Origin of the sequence: Pseudomonas sp. TH49, assembly GCF_016650625.1 — a bacterium.
Classification (GTDB): Bacteria; Pseudomonadota; Gammaproteobacteria; order Pseudomonadales; family Pseudomonadaceae; genus Aquipseudomonas; species Aquipseudomonas fluorescens_H.
The window spans coordinates 1,699,926-1,713,435 of record NZ_JAEKFL010000002.1 but is presented as its reverse complement, the minus strand read 5'-3'; the positions used below and the strand labels follow the sequence as shown (position 1 = coordinate 1,713,435).

9 protein-coding genes and 4 pseudogenes are annotated in these 13,510 nt (G+C 52.2%); 10 read left to right on the top strand and 3 right to left on the bottom strand.

All coding sequences use genetic code 11. The features are described from left to right. Positions 1–125 precede the first annotated feature (125 nt). The 10 genes and pseudogenes from JFU48_RS25060 to JFU48_RS30205 form a co-directional block, all read left to right on the top strand. Entirely contained in the window at positions 126–728 is a 603-nt protein-coding gene (locus JFU48_RS25060; protein ID WP_201138012.1) for a TetR/AcrR family transcriptional regulator, read from the top strand. 553 nt (positions 729–1,281) lie between these two features. Next, entirely contained in the window at positions 1,282–2,019 is a 738-nt protein-coding gene (locus JFU48_RS25055) for a TorF family putative porin (protein ID WP_201138011.1), read from the top strand. 67 nt (positions 2,020–2,086) lie between these two features. Continuing rightward, complete coding sequence (locus tag JFU48_RS25050) at positions 2,087–3,574, top strand: flavin monoamine oxidase family protein (protein WP_201138010.1); 1,488 nt, start codon at positions 2,087–2,089, stop codon at positions 3,572–3,574. After that, entirely contained in the window at positions 3,574–4,266 is a 693-nt protein-coding gene (locus tag JFU48_RS25045) for a c-type cytochrome (RefSeq protein WP_201138009.1), read from the top strand. Before JFU48_RS25050 ends, JFU48_RS25045 begins: the two co-directional genes overlap by 1 nt. A gap of 141 nt (positions 4,267–4,407) precedes the next feature. Continuing rightward, positions 4,408–5,499 (top strand): hypothetical protein, encoded by a 1,092-nt coding sequence (locus JFU48_RS25040; protein ID WP_201138008.1) that lies wholly within the window; start codon positions 4,408–4,410, stop codon positions 5,497–5,499. An 83-nt stretch (positions 5,500–5,582) separates the two neighbouring features. Next, a pseudogene (locus tag JFU48_RS30655) lies at positions 5,583–6,857 on the top strand (HAMP domain-containing protein); the annotation flags it as partial. A gap of 303 nt (positions 6,858–7,160) precedes the next feature. Beyond that, the gene (locus JFU48_RS30650; protein WP_446739786.1) at positions 7,161–7,715 is read left to right on the top strand and encodes a methyl-accepting chemotaxis protein; all 555 of its coding nucleotides are present in this window, start codon (positions 7,161–7,163) and stop codon (positions 7,713–7,715) included. Positions 7,716–7,784: 69 nt separating this feature from the next. Continuing rightward, positions 7,785–8,297, top strand: coding sequence for a hypothetical protein (locus JFU48_RS25030; protein ID WP_201138006.1), 513 nt, complete (start codon positions 7,785–7,787; stop codon positions 8,295–8,297). Positions 8,298–8,594: 297 nt separating this feature from the next. Further along, positions 8,595–9,320, top strand: a pseudogene (locus JFU48_RS30210) (PAS domain-containing protein); the annotation flags it as partial. 228 nt (positions 9,321–9,548) lie between these two features. Then, positions 9,549–9,907, top strand: a pseudogene (locus tag JFU48_RS30205) (methyl-accepting chemotaxis protein); the annotation flags it as partial. A gap of 255 nt (positions 9,908–10,162) precedes the next feature. Here the strand turns inward: JFU48_RS30205 and JFU48_RS25020 are convergent. From JFU48_RS25020 to JFU48_RS25010, 3 genes and pseudogenes are all read right to left on the bottom strand, one after another. After that, positions 10,163–10,387, bottom strand: a pseudogene (locus JFU48_RS25020) (LysR family transcriptional regulator); the annotation flags it as partial. A gap of 206 nt (positions 10,388–10,593) precedes the next feature. Next, positions 10,594–11,775 (bottom strand): hypothetical protein, encoded by a 1,182-nt coding sequence (locus tag JFU48_RS25015; RefSeq protein WP_201138005.1) that lies wholly within the window; start codon positions 11,773–11,775, stop codon positions 10,594–10,596. 86 nt (positions 11,776–11,861) lie between these two features. Continuing rightward, positions 11,862–13,508 carry a dipeptide ABC transporter ATP-binding protein gene (locus tag JFU48_RS25010; protein WP_201138004.1) on the bottom strand — a complete coding sequence of 549 codons (1,647 nt, stop codon included), beginning with the start codon at positions 13,506–13,508 and terminating at the stop codon, positions 11,862–11,864. Positions 13,509–13,510 lie beyond the last annotated feature (2 nt).

Genomic DNA, 13,510 nt, shown 5'->3' with positions numbered 1-13,510 from the left:
GTATCTGTAGTACGGCGTGTCGAGAAATAATGCCTTACCAATCTAAAATGTTATATTGCGCAAAAATTTTATATTATTTATCGAATTCGTAAAAAATTGTTCGTTCAAAAGAAAGAGGATTTGCGATGAGCGGTCTCAGGGAAAGGCAAAAGGAGCAGCGCAAGGAAGCGATTCTGGTCTCCGCGATGAAATTGTTTGAGACAGGCGGATATGCCGCCACCACGGTCGAGCAAATTGCGTCTGATGCCGGGGTGTCTGCACCTACGGTGTTCAATTATTTCGGAAGCAAGCAAGAAATTCTTTTGTCTCTTGTGGAACGGGCAGAGCGCTCGGGGGCAAGCGAGGCGCTGTTCGATATTGAACAGTACGACAATGCCGTGGACGCGCTATGCGCTTTTCATTTGATCATGACCGAGCGTGAATTGCAGACGCTGCCAATTCCGATCTGGCGGGAATTGTTGAGCCAGAGCTTCGATGCTGCTGCGTCGAAGGAAATCATGGCGATAAATGGAGAGACGGCTAAGGAAATTGCAACGTTTCTCAGGCTGTTGCAGAGCCGCGGATTGATCAACAGCTCTGTAGATGTCGATTTCTTCGGCAGTTTCATGAGCGATTTCACAGCGATGATTTTTGCGCGATTGGTACAGACGGACTATCCGGATTATCAGGCGCTTGAGCTTTACTCGCGAAAAACGGTTGAAATGTTGTTCAACGGCCTACACCCCTAGTTCGCACTCCACATTCGAGTTTTGCGCTCGGATTTCTCTCTGGTACCAGTTCAAGTGCCCGTATCGCGTGGCCCGCTCGTACTGTCTTCCGAGATACTCGGGGGCCGTGGCCTGTGGGGCTGCGTCCGAAACACCCTTTTTCAATTGACTGATGGCGTGCGCGCTGAGATTTCCGGAGGGCGCGCAGTCCGGTTTCACATAATTTTCCAGGTATGCGTTCGAGTGATGCTCATCACAATAATTATATTTGACTATAAAATTATTGTGAGATAAAAATTGAGCAAGGACACCGTTTTCTCACAGGGGCGAGTTTGAGGCTCCTTGAGCCACGATTCGTACGGAAGGACAGGGTCTGCAGGAGCGTCCGTCTCTTGCCCTGTGCTCTGGGTCGGAGAGAGGGCGTTAGAGGGTCAAATATTGCTTGATGCTGATTAAGGCTGCAGGGTGTTGTCTACGCCCTTTGCTCTCAAATGAAGAATAACATTTCAATCTGCCTCGTTATCGCGGAATGGAACTTCACGGCTGCCAAAAATAATTAAAAAAGGTGTAGTTTATGAAGGGCGTAGTATGCGGTTTTACAGTTTTGTGCATGCTTTCACCTGCGTCATATGCAGTTGAACTCAATAAGGAGTTTGATTTGGATATGAAGTTCAGTTTGCTGAGCCAGTACAGGACTCGAGGGATATCTGAAAATCAGAATAATCCTGCGGTACAGTTTGACGGAATGCTTTCGAGCAAAAGTACCGGTTTGTATGTTGGTGTGTTCACGGCGAGTATTGATTATGGTCATGGTTCTCCTTCGCGTCAGGAGCTTGACTATTACGCTGGCTGGTCGATTCCGTTGGCAAAGAACGTAACGCTAGACCTAGGGCAGGTGCAATATACCTATGTCAAGGAAAGCAATAAGAATACCTCTGAAACATATGCCAGTCTGGCTGCGTATGGTTTTATTTTTACCGCTCAATATTCAGATGATTTTCCTGCACTGGGGAAAGAACAGAGCACGCTCTATACTTGGGCGAGTTATGAAACGGAGATCCCTTGCGGCTTCAAGTTGATGGGACGTTACGGAGTCATGGATTATAAGGATCCATTTTTTATCAGCACTGATGGATCGACTCGCGATGGTTATCATGAGTGGGAAGTCAAACTGTCCAGAAAATTTGTCGGGCTGGACTGGGCCGTCAGCTATGTCGATACAGATTTGTCCAAAAATGAATGCCTCTTCGCAGTGGGCTACAAGGATGTCTGTACTGCTGCAGCTGTTTTCAGTGTGAGCAAAAAAATCTAGTTGAATGAATGTGCTCAGTCTTTATTTAGGCTCCCGCAAACAAGGGCATTTTAAACTAGGAATTAACATGAATTCTAATGATGATGAACCCTCGAAACCTGATCCTCAGCGGCGCCTGATATTAAAGGCCATGGGAGGGGCGACGTTGCTCGCAGGACTTACGTTGAACGTAAGTAACGCTGCCGAGGCATCAAATACGAGCGATACTGGCATATTAGATGTTGTGATCATTGGTGCCGGGCTATCCGGTCTGACTTCTGCTCGTGATCTAAAAAACGCGGGGTGCGAATCATTTGTTGTGCTTGAGGCACGTGACCGAGTTGGCGGGCGTACTTACAATCATGACCTGGGCAATGGTCTAGTATCCGAAGCGGGCGGTCAATGGATCGGTCCGGGACAAACAGCGGTTTTTGATCTTGCTCGCGAACTGAATGTTGAAACGTTTCCGAGTTATTATGAAGGGAAGGCAGTTTTTTTTGCTGGAGATGCAAAAGTAGAGCAGGATACTAGCGACGGTCTCGGATTTGATCCTGAGTTGGTCAGAAAAATTAATGATTTGTCACGTACAGTCCCAAGTAAAGATCCATGGAATGCTAAGAACGCCGCTGAACTTGATAAACTTTCCGTCGGTGATTGGCTGTCGAAACAGAATGTTCGTCTTATTGATAAGGTTGGTTTCAATACGACAATGACTCTTTCATTTGGCGGACCTCCCGCGAGCGTAGGCCTTTTACAGTATCTTTCGGTTATCAATACTTCTGACTGCAGCCTTGAAAATTTGGAGGGAATGAAAGGTGGGGCGCAAGAAACACGTCTGGTTGGAGGCTCCCAGATTCTTAGCGTTCGGATGGCCGAAGCTCTTGGTAATAAAGTTCAATTATCGTGCCCAGTTCGCCGAATTGTCGGTTGGGATCGTGATGTTGTCGAAGTTCACACAGATCAAGCGGTGTTTCGCGCACGTAAAGTTGTAGCCGCATTGAGCCCAGCATTATGTAACCAGATAGCTTTCGATCCTCCGTTGCCCAGTGGCCGCGCGCAGTTGCAAAATCTTTGGCCTGCACATGGCCCGATGCGCAAGACAGCTCATGTTTATGAAAAGCCTTTCTGGAGAGCAAAGGGTTTGAACGGACAAATAGTTCAAACTGATGGTCCAGTCATTCTGGCCTATGACAACTCACCTCCTGATGGCAGTCTTGGCGTTATCAACGCGTTTGTCAGAACAGGGAACCTGTCATCCGAAGCAGTAACGGCGCAAAGCACCCTCTCTGCGATTTATGCCAAGGCGCTTGGAGAGCAAGCGCTGAATCCTATCCAGTTCCACGATCAGGATTGGGGCAAGATCGATCCCTGGACACTGACGTGCATGAATCCGATTCCACCTGGTTTCTGGACAAAATGGGGTGAGTTTTTGAAACCGGCAATCGGCAACTTGATCTGGTCGGGTTCGGAGAACGCGGATATTTGGGCCGGGGCAATGGATGGCGCTGTACGTTCGGGGCACCGGGCTGCCCTGGAAGTGCTGCAAGCACTTGTTCAGGTTCGGAGGACGGTGTGATGAGACGATCGATTCTTATCGCTACTTTCGTGATCACCATCGCCAGCACAATCCTTCTGGTTCACGGATGCACGTACGACGGGCCTCATCTGATTGCCGGTTATAACTTCATGAATAGCCTTTCTGACGCGGAAGTTGCCAATCAGGCCAATGGCGGCCCGTGGCCGCAAATTCACGACACCTGCACACTTTGTCATGGCTCAAAGGGACTATCCCTTAACACTCAATATCCACAACTGGCAGGCCAGTCGGCTTCTTACATTGAAGCGCAATTGCATGCCTTCGCCGAGGGTAAGCGTGAAAGTCCTCTGATGCATCCACTGGCCGCGATGCTCAGCGACGCTCAGATCACCTCGCTGGGTATCTATTTTTCTCGGCAGAGCCCAGGACTTACGGAGATGGAGGCAAACAAAGGCCACCTCGCTCAAAGTGGCCGTGACCTGGTGGCGGCGAAAGGTTGTTACGGCTGTCATGGTGCCCATTTGGAAGGAGGGCCGCTGGCCCCTCGCATCGGCGGCCTGGGTGATCGTTACCTGAATAATCAGATAACGGCATTCAAGCAAGGCCGGCGCATTGACCCAACCCATGCAATGAACTCCGTCGCCAGCGGATTGACGGATCAGGAAATAATCGCAGTGGTTTATTTCGTTGCATCGCAAAACCCCGTGATAGCTGACAGCCAAAGCAAGTGAAGCTGTTCGCTGCTACGCAATCCAGCACCTCTTTATCCGGGGAACGTGATAAAGAAAAGATAATCGCAACTCTCTCACTTGCATATTGAGTGGTTCCATTCAGCGCTAAAAATAGCGTGATCTATGGAGTTAGGGTTGAAAATGATTAATTTCAAAAAGCGTCTGAAAACTTTGAAGGAACGCCGCCAAGGTCCGCAGGAGAAGGCATATATTAAATTTGTGGAATCGTCTGGAGTTTGTGATGCCGAACAGGCTGGATTTGATGGCCGCATTCGAGAGGATTATGAGCTGTTAGGAGAACCCGCAGGGATAAAATATTTGCTCGGAGCAATGAAGCCGATAGATCCCGTGTACACCCAAAAATCAATTGAGCAGGGAGAATTTGTAGGAGGGATGATAGTTCAAACACTTGAAGAGCTGGGGCAGCGGGTGGGTTTTTTATTGCACGGGCCTTTGGCTTGCGATGTGCATATAAAAAAACTTGCCTGCTCTGATGTTGTTTTGATAGGCAAACTATCTTCGCAACAACAGCGTTATGAAAAAGAACCTTATGACCTCATGGCGTTCTCCACGGCTTTTCGTTTGATTCTGGAGAAGGTGCTGAGAGGAATGTTCTTTAGTCAATCTCTAACATTTAATGAGGAGGGTGGGGCTCATTTTAGAGATGGGAAGGCAGCAAGGAGCACATTGATTGTTCCCGCCGTTTGTTACGAGGAGTACTCCTACTCCAGTAAATTCGGAGCGTCCGTAAGTTTGTATGATAAAAACGTCAGTCATTTGGTTTTTTGCAATCCCCAAAAGCTCTTGAAGCTTATTGAGGCGCGAGATGCGCTGTACTTTGGAAATCTACGGCGAGTAATTCGCTTGCTTTTCAACGTTGTTGCGGATATGCCTATATATAAAAAAACTAGACTTGCTTGTTTGTTCCGGTGCGAGTTGATTTCAATTGCTTACAGTATGAGCGTCGAACTTGATACTTTTCCGGGGAATAGTCCAGGCTTGCTCGAAAGAGTTCGTGCGCATCTTCAGTTTATTTGTGATAGCGATAAATTTAGAGAAAGTGTCGTATGTCTCGATGGTGGAAGGAAAATATTCAGCGCTCATGAAAAAATCGTAGCGTTGGAAATGTTGAGGGCTGAATTCAGGGACTTGTCATCGGCAATCTATCAGGAGATTGCCCCTGGCTCAGTCTTGTATAAACCGGATGTAATGTTCAATACTTTCATTATGTGACACGTAATCGATTCGCTGATGCAAATGGCGATTGGTATTGACTGTAATAACAATATTCTCAAGTGACTTGGTGGAGCGGCTCTATGCGCAATATTTTTCATACGATACAAGGGCGAACTACTTGGCTGGCCGGTTTATGTTTGATAGGTGTTGCGTGCGGGCTAATTGCGCTTTCGTTGTACCAGGCGCGCCAAGATAGCCAGGTCGCCATGGACTATACCCTAAAATTATTTACCGCAACCGCTAAAGATAGTTTGCAGGCACAAGGCCGTTTGCAGGCCATGCACCTACAAAGTCAGTTGCAAGAAAAGAGACTTCTTGGTGAAGGTTTGTCTCGGTTTTTACTGGCATTACGCGACCAAAACCAAGTAGGCAACATAAACACCGAGGCAATGCGGCGGAAGATTGTCGAAGAGTTGGGAAATACGCTGTCTACGCATACGGACTTGCTTGGTGTCTTCGTCGTTTTTCAGAAAAATGATCTGGATGGAGCGGATGCGCATTTTAAAGATAATGTTGAGGCGGGTAGCAATGAAGAAGGCCGCTTTGCGCAATATCTTGTACGCAATAACGATGCGCAAAAACATGTGACGGTGACAGAGAAGATGATGACGGACCTGACCGCCGGTCCGAGCGGTCAGCCCTATAACGCATTCTTCACATGCTCGCAAAATAGCCAGAAACCTTGCATTCTTGAGCCCTATGTTGATGATGCCTCCGGTCAAAGCAGGCTAGTCACGAGCATTACTTATCCTTTGATGGAAAAGGGCAGGGTGATCGCCATCATAGGTTTTGACATCGACCTGGTTACATTGCAGCAAAGCAGCGTTGAGGGGAGCCGTCAGTTATTAGATGGCAAGGGACGCATTCGTTTTTTGAGTTCTACCGGGCTACTGACCGGCGACAGCAATGGCGCAACGGATCTCGGAACGCCATTTTCTGAAGCGGCGCTGCATCAGGTATTGGCAGATATGAAGAAAGGCCAATCCGGGATCTATGAAAGTGATGGTGACGTATACGCGTTAACAAGTCTTGCTCCATTTCCTGGCGCGCAGCCATGGGGTGTACTCCTTAACGTCTCCGGTGAAGACCTTCTGGCTCCCGCGCAGTCGTTGGAGCACACGATGAGCGAGCAACGCACTCACAGCGCGTGGCTGGAAATAGGTGTGGGCGGACTTATTTCATGTTTGGGCATGCTGGTTGTGTCAATGACTGCTCGCGGTATCAGTAAACCCATCAATAGCCTGGCCGCCATGCTGGAGGATATTGCCGACGGCGAGGGTGATCTGACTCGTCGGTTGAACCATCCGCGCAGTGATGAATTGGGGCGTCTTGCTCAAGCATTCAATCATTTTCTCGGCAAGTTGCAGCCCAGCATCGCGGAGGTACAAGCCACCAGTAACCAGGCACGCCTCAACGCCGACCAGTCAGCGGTTATTGCCCGACAAACCAGCGATCGTATTCAACAGCAGTTTCATGAAATCGATATGGTCGCAACCGCGATTCAGGAAATGTCGGCCACGGCTTACACTTCAGCTCAAAGTGCAGCGAGTGCCGCCGATGCAGCAGGTGATGCGGGACGCGCTAGCCACGACGGTTTCACCATTATCGAGGCTACCAGTACGGGCATCAACTCTCTGGCCCAGAACATGAATCACGCCATGGAGGAATTACAGCTTTTGGCTCGTAGCAATGAACAAATCGGCACCATCCTCGAGGTCATTCAAAGTATTGCCTCACAAACCAATCTACTAGCGCTCAACGCGGCTATTGAAGCCGCCCGTGCTGGCGAGTCTGGTCGGGGGTTTGCCGTAGTTGCTGATGAAGTTCGTGGTTTAGCGCAGCGCACACAGTCCTCGGTGGAAGAAATACGTGGCGTGATCGAAAGCTTGCAGGCGCGCAATCTGTCAGTGACTGATGCAATCAGTAAAAGTCACCATCAGGCACAGAACAGTGTGGAGCAGGCGCGACAGGCAATCAGCGCGTTGTCACGGATCACGGCAGCAGTGGACCAGATCAATGAGATGAACCTGCAGATCGCGAGCGCAGCAGAAGAGCAAAGTTCTGTTTCGGACGAAGTGGGTCGCAACATCAGCGCTATCCGTGATGTGACTCAGGCAGTTTCCGATCAGGCGGAAGAGACAGCACGCCTTAGCCAGCAGTTGAACAAGGGCGCTGAGCTACAACATAACTTGTTGAAAGGCTTCAAGGTCTAGGTTTGCGTTTCAAGTGCTGACGCATGGGTTAAGTCTTTATAAAAAACAAAATATGTTCGAGGGCGTGCAATGTTTTCAGAAGCGTTTGCAAAAGGATTTCGCTATGAACTGGCCAACCGTGAATTTGCATTGCGTGTTGTAACGCGTTTGGCAGATCGAGTAACCGGAGAGGAGGAACGGTCTTTTTGGAGTACTTACTCGGAGCTTGAGCGGTTCAATTCCATTCATTATCGAGCCGCCGCTCAGTTGTGGGGATTTGATATTCAGCCAGGATACCTGACCAAACTCAAGGCCTGGGTAGTTGGAACGCTATTGATTATATTGCAAGGACCGATGTTGAAACTTGTCTACGATGAGACAGTGAAGTATGTGGATTCCCTGAGAAATTTGCGAAGCATGGGGCCTCCCGATGCGTCACTTTTCTTGAATTACGTAGTGGAACAAGAGGAGCTGCAGGTCAGGATGATGCAGATGGCATTTACCGAACGGTTCTCAGAGGTGAGCGACATCGTTGATGCTTTTTTTCTCAAGTACAACGGCATGTTGCCGCGTATCAGCGGGCTTCAGGAATTTGAAATCTGAAGATTACGATGCAACGGTGGATATTCTGACCGGCAAAAAAACGGTATTCAGTTATCTGCTCAAGCCAATCCGGAGGGCGAAGGCGGAAGCATTGCGCGAACGTGGAATCCGTTCCAATCCAGGGACTGAGGCCCTACGTCTCACGATATTTTAAAGCCGGCTCGACGAGCCATCTAATCCAGTCGCAATGTATAGGCAATTTCCCGCAAGGATGCAGCAACCCAAGCCTGTCAAGGCAGATAGACGTGTCTACCCATACGGTATCTAACCGGTCGTACAAAAATTACAGAGGTCGACATGTTTTTTTCTCGTGCTAATCATGCTTTTTTGCAATGCCAAACGGAACTCAACGCGAGCCAAGCAACCATGGCGGCGTTCAGCCGATCCATGGCGATGATCGAGTTTGAACCAGACGGCACCATCCTCGCAGCTAACGCCAACTTCCTTGCAACCAGGGGTTATGAGGTGGATGAAATCCGTGGCAAACATCACCGAATCTTTTGCGAGCTGGGCTACGCAAAAAGTGCTCAATACGCCGACTTCTGGAATCGACTGGGACGCGGTGAATTCCTCCGAGACCGTTTTTTGCGTTTGAACAATCGTGGCGAGGAGATTTGGCTGGAGGCGAGCTATAACCCCGTACATGATGTGAACGGCAAGGTTTGCAAAGTCGTCAAAATCGCTACTGATGTCACCGCGCAAGTGAACCGTGAGCAGGACGCGGCAGGTCTGGTCGCCGCAATCAAACGTTCTATGGCAGAGATCGAGTTCAGCATGCAAGGTGAGGTGCTTTACGCCAACGACGCATTCAGCGCCGTCATGGGCTACCGGGTGGATGAAATCATCGGCAAACATCACCGATTGTTCTGTAACACCAAAGAAAGTGCCTCCACCGACTACTTCGAATTCTGGGCTCGTCTGAATCGCGGCGAATACATCTCCGGGCAATTCAAACGTATTAACAGGTTTGGCCAAGTGGTCTGGCTGGAGGCCAGCTACAACCCGATCTTCGATGCCAAGGGTAGGTTGTACAAAGTGGTCAAGTTTGCCACTGACATCACCGCACAGGTGCAGCGTCACGAAGCTGAGACAGAGACCGCCAAGCGTACTTATGAAACCTCTCGCCAGACCGATAGCAGCACTCAAAAAGGGACTGACGTTGTCCAGCAGACCGTTGAAGTGATGCACGCCATTGCGGGTGAACTGGCTGCTGCTGCGACGTCGATCAGCGCTGTAAGCGAGCAGTCGCAAAAGATCGGGGCCATCGTTCAGACCATTCGTGAAATTGCTGAGCAGACTAATCTTCTGGCGCTTAATGCAGCTATCAAGCGGCGCGGGCAGGAGACCAAGGGCGCGGTTTCGCAGTAGTGGCAGACGAGGTTCGCAATTTAGCCTTGCGTACAAGTCAGGCGACTTTGGAGATCAAGGATGTGGTACGACAAAACCAAGAGTTGACGCAAGGTGCGGTGGAAAGCATGTATGCAAGCCAACAACAGGTTGCGGCTGGCGTAACTCTGGTTGGCCAGGCCGGGACCGTTTTGCTGGAGATTCGAGAGGGCACTCGTCAAGTTGTGGAGATTATCAGCCAGTTCAGCGGAGTAGACCGATGAGCTAGTCACGATGGGAGTTTAGCGAGGCCAAGTCGACGACAGAAAGGATACGGAAATTAAAAAGGGCAGTCAAAATTGCGCGGATCTGAAACGGCAAAGCCCTAGGAGATCAGGGCTTTGTGATCCACAAGCTAAATACTTTCAATTGGCTACGATATTTAATTTCCGTTGTTGCGTAAGATTCAGCAGTTTTTCGAGTGGCAGCCACAGCCGATTCTTTTAAAAAAGTCGGATGTCAGATCGGAACTCAGGCAAGGCGTCGCTTAAATGCGGGGAGAGGGCGAGGCCGGTTTCGGTCAACGACAGGCCTTGAGGCGTGCGAATGAACAGGGCCACGCCGAGGTGGTCTTCGATCTGCTCGATCTGACGGCTGACCGCGCCTTGGGTGACGTTCAGACCCAGCGCCGCCTGGCTGAAACTGCGATGCCGGGCGACTTCTTCGAAGACTCGCAGCATTTTGAGCGAGGGTAGTTGACGCATGGAAGGGTGGCTCCATACCTGACGCCGATGTGGGGCAGGTTTATTGTTTTTCTTTGGGTGGTGGCTTATCTGACTATGTGTGGATGGACTGATGCAAGTGGTGTTTGGGCGATTTGCGAGCAAGCCGGCTCCCACAGGTCATGCGCTAAACCTGTGGGAGCGGGCTTGCTCGCGAAGGCGGCCTCAAGAACGCCAAAAATCCCGAATCAGAAGTAATACCCAATGTTCATATACAACTGATTCTCCCAATGATCAGTCCCGCCAGCCCCCAGACTCTGGGTGTAGCTGCTACCGCCGATATACGGATCATTCTTGCCATACAACCACTCGGTCGCGATCCATAGTTTGCTGAAGGAAAACGACGTACCGAGGATCATCCGCTGCGAGGTCTTGAACTCATCGGCGGATTTGTCGAGGGCGCTGTAGTTGGCGTACAGCTTCACACCGCTGACCAGGTCGAACAGGTATTTGCCGCTGACGTCGTAGCTCAGGTCCGCCACGTACAGATTGCCGCGACTGGCGACGTTGTAGGTGCCGTCGTAACCGCCCAAGGTCACCACTTCATCGGTACCTGCGTTGCGTGGCGACATCTGTTGCCGCGCCGCTTGCAACTGCACGCCCCACGGGCCGTTCTTGCCGAGGTAATGCACGGCCACGGCGTTGCGGCGGCCGTCGTTGTCGGTGTCCTTGTTCTCCAGGGTCGAGGTCAGGCCGGAGATCCCGACTTCGGATTTCCACAGCCCCAGATCCATGGCCTTGGCCACGCGCAGCACCAAGGTGTTGCGTTCCTGGTTGTCGCTGCCATCGCCCACGTAACTGTCGGCCCCCGACACCACGCTTGAGTAGGTCACGCCCTTGCTGGTGCCTTTGCCTTGCCACGCCGGGCGCAGGTAGTAGCCGGCCTGGACGTTCCAGTCGCCGCTTTGCTGGATGTACTTAGCGCCGACCTGTTGCACATCTTCCAGGCCGATGACGTTGCCCAGGGTTTCGTAGAAGGTGCTGCCGAAGTACGGCTGTAGACCGAATGGCACTGTGTTCAAGCCGACCTGCACCTGCTGATCGGGGTTGAACTTGTAGCCGGCCCACGCGTACTTGGCGAACTGGATGTCGCCATAGTTCTTGGTGTACTGGTAAGGGTACGACCGCCCATAAAATCGGTACTGAGCCTCACCAATCCAGGTCTCGGAGTTGTACTTGGCGCTGAGGAACACAGTGTCCAGGCCGAACTTCTGAATGTCGCGGTCAGGGTCATAATCCCAGCGTGCGCGAACGGCGCCGCCGAGGTCGAGGTTGTCGGTGACCTGTACCGCCATGGCCGGGGCCGCGAATGCGCCGAGCAGCGGAATCAGGGAGATGGAACGGATCGCAGGTGGGGTGGTTGTGCGCACAGTAATACTCCTGACTTTTAGTTATCGTTGGCAACAGCAACCCATGCCGCAGCGAACGCTGCGACCTGGGGAAAGGGTTGAAAGGGTTAGCTGGCTTGAGGTCGAATCAGCCTCAGCGTGGATTCGACGACAGGCACTGTCGGTATCGCTGAAGCGCCGGGTGCCGCCGCGAGCAAGGTCTGGGTGTAGGTGTTTTGCGGCCGCAACAGCACCTGTTCCGCCGTGCCGTATTCCACCACTTCGCCCTGGCGCATCACCGCGATGTAATCGCTGATCTGCGCCGCAACGCGCAGGTCATGGGTGATGAACAAAATGCTCAGGTTGAGACGCTGTTGCAGCTCGGCGAGCAGCTCCAGCACCTGTTTTTGCACCGAGACATCCAGCGCCGAGACGCTCTCATCGGCGATCAACACTTCCGGGCGCATCGCCAGGGCGCGGGCGATGCCGATGCGCTGGCGCTGGCCGCCGGAGAACTGCCGGGGCTTGCGCTTGAGGGCGTCACGCTTGAGCCCGACCTGTTCGAGCAAATCACCGGCCTCGGTCCACGCATCCTTGGCCGACAAACCCCGCAGTTGCGCAGCGCGAGCAATGATGTCGCCGACGCGATGGCGCGGATTAAGCGAGCCGTATGGGTCCTGGAAAATCATCTGGACCCGCCGCCGATTGGCCGCCAGAGCCGAACCGCGCAAGGCCAGGTAATCCGTATCACCGACCCATACGTGGCCGCTGTCGCTTTCCACCAGCCGGATGGCGGCCTTCACTAGCGTGCTTTTGCCGGAGCCGGACTCGCCAACGATCGCCAGTGTCTTGCCCCGTGGCAGTTGCAGCGAGACATCCTTGAGCGCCGGTACAAGGCGACCACCGACATTGTAGGTTTTGGTCAGGTGCTCGATGCGCAACGCCAATTCGCCGTCGGCGCAGGGTGTGTGCAGCTCGGGGTGCAGCGCCGGCACGGCGGCTATCAACTTGCGGGTGTACGGGTGGTTCGGCGCGTTGAGCACTTGATCCCGCTCACCGATTTCCACCAGCACACCACCCTCCATCACTGCGATGCGGTCGGCGATTTCCGCCACCACGCCGAAGTCGTGGGTGATGAACAAAATGCCGTGCTGACCACGACAGCGCAGGTCACGCACTAGTTTCAGCACCTGGGCTTGAGTGGTGACGTCCAGGGCAGTGGTCGGTTCGTCGGCAATCAGCAAATCCGGGTTCATCGCCAGCGCCATGGCAATCACCACCCGCTGGCATTGGCCGCCGGATAGTTGATGGGGAAAGCTGTTGGCGATTCGTGGCGGGTCGGGCAAATGAGTGGAGTCGAGCAGGGCGAGCATGCGCTCGCGACGCTCGGCGGCGGGCATCTGCGGCGCATGAATGTCGAAGATCTCTTCAACCTGCTGACCAATGCGAATCGCCGGGTTCAGCGCCGCCATCGGCTCCTGGAAAATCATCGCAATGCGGTTGCCGCGCAGCTGGCGAAGGGCGTTTTCCGGGAGGCGGCAAATGTCGTCGCCGAGAAAATCGATCACGCCTTCGCTGTGGCGCAGGCCTTTGGCGTAGTCGCCCATGATCGCTGCAGAGAGCACCGATTTGCCGGAGCCGGATTCGCCGATCACACAGAGAATTTCACCCTTATGCACGTCGAGGCTGATGCCCTTGACGGCGTGACTACGGTCCGCGCCGGCAGGCAGTTCGATGGAGAGGTTTTCCATCTTCAATACTTTTTGCTGACTCATGC

What these genes read in the sequence shown, in the direction of transcription:
- JFU48_RS25060 (WP_201138012.1), top strand. Translation starts at nt 126, where the DNA reads ATGAGCGGTCTCAGGGAAAGGCAAAAGGAGCAGCGCAAGGAAGCGATT.
- JFU48_RS25055 (WP_201138011.1), top strand. Translation starts at nt 1,282, where the DNA reads ATGAAGGGCGTAGTATGCGGTTTTACAGTTTTGTGCATGCTTTCACCT.
- JFU48_RS25050 (WP_201138010.1), top strand. Translation starts at nt 2,087, where the DNA reads ATGAATTCTAATGATGATGAACCCTCGAAACCTGATCCTCAGCGGCGC.
- JFU48_RS25045 (WP_201138009.1), top strand. Translation starts at nt 3,574, where the DNA reads ATGAGACGATCGATTCTTATCGCTACTTTCGTGATCACCATCGCCAGC.
- JFU48_RS25040 (WP_201138008.1), top strand. Translation starts at nt 4,408, where the DNA reads ATGATTAATTTCAAAAAGCGTCTGAAAACTTTGAAGGAACGCCGCCAA.
- JFU48_RS30650 (WP_446739786.1), top strand. Translation starts at nt 7,161, where the DNA reads ATGGAGGAATTACAGCTTTTGGCTCGTAGCAATGAACAAATCGGCACC.
- JFU48_RS25030 (WP_201138006.1), top strand. Translation starts at nt 7,785, where the DNA reads ATGTTTTCAGAAGCGTTTGCAAAAGGATTTCGCTATGAACTGGCCAAC.
- JFU48_RS25010 (WP_201138004.1), bottom strand. Translation starts at nt 13,508, where the DNA reads ATGAGTCAGCAAAAAGTATTGAAGATGGAAAACCTCTCCATCGAACTG.